The organism is Candidatus Nitrosarchaeum limnium BG20 (genome assembly GCF_000241145.1).
Taxonomy (GTDB): Archaea; Thermoproteota; Nitrososphaeria; order Nitrososphaerales; family Nitrosopumilaceae; genus Nitrosarchaeum; species Nitrosarchaeum limnae.
On sequence record NZ_AHJG01000164.1, the window covers coordinates 1 to 4536 of the forward strand.

Genomic DNA, 4536 nt, shown 5'->3' on the forward strand with positions numbered 1-4536 from the left:
AAAAATTTACCCTAATTAACTGTTCGATGAAACAATAAATAAAATCAAAAATTCAACATCTACTATGAGCTGTATTTTTTGTGATATCTTATCTGGCGTTAGAGACAGCCATATGATCTATGAGGATGCTTCACATGTAGCATTTTTAGACAAATATCCTATTGACGTGGGACATAGTCTTGTTGTTCCAAAAAATCATCATGAAAGAATTACTGATATGAATCACGAATCAGTTGGTAACATGTTTTCAATTGTTCCAAAAATAGCAAATGCCGTTTTAACTGCAACTGGTGCCGATGCATTTAGTCTTGCACAAAATAATGGACGAGCTGCAAAGCAGATTATCCCACATGTCCATATCCATATCATTCCAAGGTATAATCATAAAGGAACAATTTGGACAAAAAGAAGTATATCGACAAGTGACGAGCTTTCAGTTTTAGCAGAAAAAATTAAGACACTACTTGTTTAGTGTGACCTGGATTATATCTAAGAATTGCCCCAACTTTACCCAAGCTTGATAGCATAACTCCATGTTCTGCACTTCCTGATACCACTTCTAATCTGGTCCCAACTTTTGCTGCAAGTAATTCTAAATAATCCACGATGTCTTGTTCGTTTGCTTCTACCTCCATTGAATTACATCCAGGACATGGATTGCTTGTGTACTGAGTTTTTTTTGGAATGACCTCTCTTCTTTCTACAATTTCTTCTTGAAGATGTTCACATCTGCGGCATTTTCCTTCTACTCTGTTTAAATTTGTGTCATCTGTGATTATCAAAACTTTAACTACATTATTTTTAAGAAGTTCAATCACATCTTGTAATCCGTATACTCCTAAACCTGAATGGGAGTTTATCTCTCTGAACAGATCTTCAATTAACTTTTTTTCCTCGACCATTCTAAAATCTGAAAGAAGCTCGCCTGATTTTGCAAATGCTTCTCTAATGCCCTCTGCTCCTGAATATGATGCATCTATTGTATTTATGATCATATTTTGCAATCTATATTCTAAATAATTACCATTAATGAAATCCTCTTTTGTTGGACCAGGTCCTGAAATAATTAATCCTTTTGACTGGGTAGATATCAATAAAATATTCTTTGGTAGTGTCTGCAACTCTGTTGTAAAAATATGAAAGCTCCATCTCTCTAAGTTTCTGAAATCTTTTTGCAGATTGTCCTCCCTGTCTATGTTTTCCTGCAACACCCAGAGCCTGTCTGTGATAGTACTTCTATTTTATCGCCGTGAAGTAGTCCCCAACCTGCATCTTTTGCATCAATAGCTAAAAACCCGATTAGATTGTCATCTTTTAGCATGTCTTTTAGAATATCTACATGAAAGTGATCATCGCATCTGTACAGATACTGTTTCAAATCCTTTGGAGGATCAATTTCCCATACCTTTACCACTTCGCTTCCTAGAGGCCCTCCTCCTTCAGGTGGCAATGCCCCACAAAACATTACCAGCCCCCTTTCAGGTGTTTTTTTTAATAGTTTTAGTCTTTGAACAACTTTTCCTAGCGAGTCGACTACATGTGATCTTGTAAGATCAGATTTTATGTTATCCGCAGTTCCTTGCTCTTGTTGTAATGTACTGATAATTTCGTGTAATTGTTTTCCTTTTGGAATGTATACACTGATTAATTCAGTACCTCGGCCTGATTTTTGAGATAACTCTTCAAGCATTTTTCTAATTTTATAAAGTTTAACAGAATCTACTTTCTCTATGTTGATCTTATCCATTTGTATTTTCCTTCAGTTATGCGAATATTAAGTTTGATTGATTCAAGATCTTTTCTCTATTAAATTAAAACTCGTCAATAGTTTTTAAAAATACTTCTAGTGGTTGATTCCCAGTGATTTTGATTATTTTCTCATTATTAAAAACAAAAAATGATGGTGTCGCATCTACGCCGATTTTTTTACCAAAATCATAAAGTTGATTTACTTTTTCTAAATATTTCTGACTATCAAGGCACTCATTGAATTTATCTAAATTTAGATTTACTGTAGAGGCAAATTTATCTAATGAATCCCGAGTTATCCATCCAGTTCTTTCACCTGCCCAATTCTTGTATATTTCATCGTGATATTGCCAATATTTTTCTTGATCTTGAGCACAATATGCTCCCTGAGCTGCTAAAATTGAATCAGACCCATTCAGTGGAAAATCTTTGAAAACAAGTTTTACTTTTCCCGTGTCAATAAAATCGTGTTTTATTGTATTTAGGGTTCCTTGATGAAATTTATAACAAAACGTACATTGGTAATCCCCAAACTCTAAAATTGTAATTGATGCAGAGGGATTGCCCAAAATTGGTGAGCCATTTTGTATCAAATTTGATTCTGTTAATGTATATGAATTATCATTCGAACTAGGGAAAAATGCTAAAAATAAACCTGTTAGTAGTCCTACTCCTATAGGAATTGCTAACAAGTAGATGTTTTTCATATTTTTTTTTGAGTTAGTTTCTACTAAATAGTTTCCTTGGACTAATTAGATGCCAAAGTCCACAATGCCGAGTTTTTTGCCGAAATTTCTGCTACAAATGGATCATCTGATGATGAAATTATGATTACATCTCCTTCATCAGGAGATAATTTTTCTAAAATGTAATCTCTGGTTTTACTATCCCCGATAAAACACTCTTTATCCTCACCTGGAAATATTAATTTCTTATTTTTACACACTACTGTTATGCATCCTTCAGAGCCATACAAAATTGCATAATCTCTTTGTTCTAAACCTGTTTTGATCATTTTGGAGTAGTTTTTAATCAATATGGCATGATTAAATTTGCATTGTAGAATTACACCCTTTTTTATCGTACATTCTTTTGGAATTATCTTTTGTAGTTGTTCTGTTAATTTGTGCCCTTTTTCAGTAAGAAAAGTTCCCGATTTTGTTGAATCTACAATTCCTGTTTCTTTAAGATGTAAAATTAATGTCTTAACTGAACCTTGTCCAAGATGAATTTCTTTACCAAATGTTGCTCTACTGACAAATCTTTCATTAGATAACATTTGTAACGCCTTGAAAACATGTGGAATGCTAAATGTGAGAATTCTTGATCCTTTGATTGATACAACATTTTGTAAGTATTGAATGATTTTGCGCATGATTCTATATAAATTGGATAAATCATCCAAGAATTTAAATACATTAATTCGAGAGAAATTTTATGTCTCAATCAAGACAAATCAACGTATCTAAAAACGGTGTTCCTGTTATTGCAATAGTAGCATTGGCTATAATTTTTGCAGCCGGATTATTTGTTGTTGGATTTGACCAGGGACATATCTTTAGTCTGGTTTATGGAGATCAAGCATATCAAGATCTTTACATCCATGAGCTAACTCACGATATGAGACACGCTGCTGGTTTTCCTTGTCATTAGGGGTTTAAACTGATGAAAACATTTCTTTTTGTTATTATTGTTATTGTATCTGGTGCAACTGCTGGAGTTATTCATGGTGGTCTAAATCTTATTTTTGTAGAACCTTCACTTGATCAAGCCATAGGAATTGAAAATCAGCACCTGTTTGAATCAGGTGAAGAAAAAGAAACACCTGAATTTTATGCTCAGTTTGATTCTTATCGATATTGGCAAAAGGGGGGACAAATTTTAGCTGGAGTAATTCTAGGAATATCTATTGGTTCGTTGTTTGGAATTATTTTTGCATTTTCTAGAAACACTCTTCCTGGAAAATCATATCTTCAAAAATCACTTGTTTTAGCCGGAATTATGTGGTTAACAATTTATTTTATCCCATTTTTAAAATACCCTGCAAATCCCCCAACCGTAGGTGACCCAGAAACAGTTGTTTTACGTGGTATTTTGTATTTGACATTTATTGCAATTTCCGGATTTGGGGCACTTGGATTTTACAAAATATATCAAAAACTAAAGACAAAAAAATTAATTGCGATGGTAGGTTATGTTGCATTTATTGGAATTGTATTTGTTACCATGCCTCAAAACCCAGATTTGATTACTGCCCCAATGAGTTTAGTTGACAGTTTTAGAATGGTATCTGCGTTCACTGTTTCGCTTTTTTGGATTTCATTAGGGTTAATTTTAGGCTCGTTATGGAGTCACTATAGGCCTGACAAAGAAATATCGTCTTTTAATTAATTATTCTAAATCTCTGGAATGAGAATGATTCGATTTAATTTAAATAACTCATAATATTTTTAATTCCATTGACACGTCGTCTGACATTACCACAATTAAAAAAATATGATGTGACTCAAAAAGTCATTGAGGCATTGGCAGATTCTGAATCTAGGGCGATACTGTTTACTATTATAAAAAAAAGTAAAACCGCTTCAGAATTGTCTGAAAAGCTAAAAATTCCACTTAGTTCTGTCTATAAAAAATTAAGTGATCTTGAAGAGCTTACTCTAATTGAAGTAGAAAAATGGATGATCTCAGATAAAGGAAGAAAATTCAAAATGTACAAGAGTAGAATTAGCAAAGCTGACATTTCAATCAAAAAACCTGATCCTGTTCTTAATTTGATGCCAAACC

Annotated in this window: 9 protein-coding genes; 4 read left to right on the forward strand and 5 right to left on the reverse strand. The window is 33.2% G+C overall.

The features are described from left to right. Nucleotides 1-64: 64 nt before the first annotated feature. Nucleotides 65-472, forward strand: coding sequence for an HIT domain-containing protein (locus BG20_RS04950; RefSeq protein WP_048097077.1), 408 nt, complete (start codon nt 65-67; stop codon nt 470-472). Here the strand turns inward: BG20_RS04950 and BG20_RS13980 are convergent. From BG20_RS13980 to BG20_RS04965, 5 genes are all read right to left on the reverse strand, one after another. After that, entirely contained in the window at nt 453-1094 is a 642-nt protein-coding gene (locus tag BG20_RS13980) for a hypothetical protein (RefSeq protein WP_250635824.1), read from the reverse strand. The genes BG20_RS04950 and BG20_RS13980 overlap by 20 nt on opposite strands. After that, a complete protein-coding gene (locus BG20_RS13985) occupies nt 1027-1215 on the reverse strand; it encodes a hypothetical protein (RefSeq protein ID WP_420805928.1) in 189 nt (62 codons plus the stop codon). Before BG20_RS13985 ends, BG20_RS13980 begins: the two co-directional genes overlap by 68 nt. Beyond that, the gene (locus BG20_RS13990) at nt 1193-1747 is read right to left on the reverse strand and encodes a hypothetical protein (protein ID WP_238527517.1); all 555 of its coding nucleotides are present in this window, start codon (nt 1745-1747) and stop codon (nt 1193-1195) included. The genes BG20_RS13985 and BG20_RS13990 overlap by 23 nt, the downstream gene beginning before the upstream one ends. Before the next feature lie 64 nt (nt 1748-1811). Next, nucleotides 1812-2456 carry a DsbA family protein gene (locus tag BG20_RS04960; protein ID WP_010191713.1) on the reverse strand — a complete coding sequence of 215 codons (645 nt, stop codon included), beginning with the start codon at nt 2454-2456 and terminating at the stop codon, nt 1812-1814. Nucleotides 2457-2497: 41 nt separating this feature from the next. Beyond that, the gene (locus BG20_RS04965) at nt 2498-3124 is read right to left on the reverse strand and encodes a DUF4443 domain-containing protein (RefSeq protein WP_010191714.1); all 627 of its coding nucleotides are present in this window, start codon (nt 3122-3124) and stop codon (nt 2498-2500) included. 62 nt (nt 3125-3186) lie between these two features. Here BG20_RS04965 and BG20_RS04970 point away from each other — a divergent pair, with 62 nt between their 5' ends. The 3 genes from BG20_RS04970 to BG20_RS04980 form a co-directional block, all read left to right on the forward strand. After that, nucleotides 3187-3402 (forward strand): CbtB domain-containing protein, encoded by a 216-nt coding sequence (locus BG20_RS04970; RefSeq protein ID WP_010191716.1) that lies wholly within the window; start codon nt 3187-3189, stop codon nt 3400-3402. 12 nt (nt 3403-3414) lie between these two features. Beyond that, a complete protein-coding gene (locus BG20_RS04975) occupies nt 3415-4140 on the forward strand; it encodes a CbtA family protein (protein WP_010191718.1) in 726 nt (241 codons plus the stop codon). Nucleotides 4141-4208: 68 nt separating this feature from the next. Beyond that, the coding region (locus tag BG20_RS04980) for a winged helix-turn-helix domain-containing protein (protein ID WP_010191720.1) at nt 4209-4536 on the forward strand (328 nt) is incomplete at its 3' end.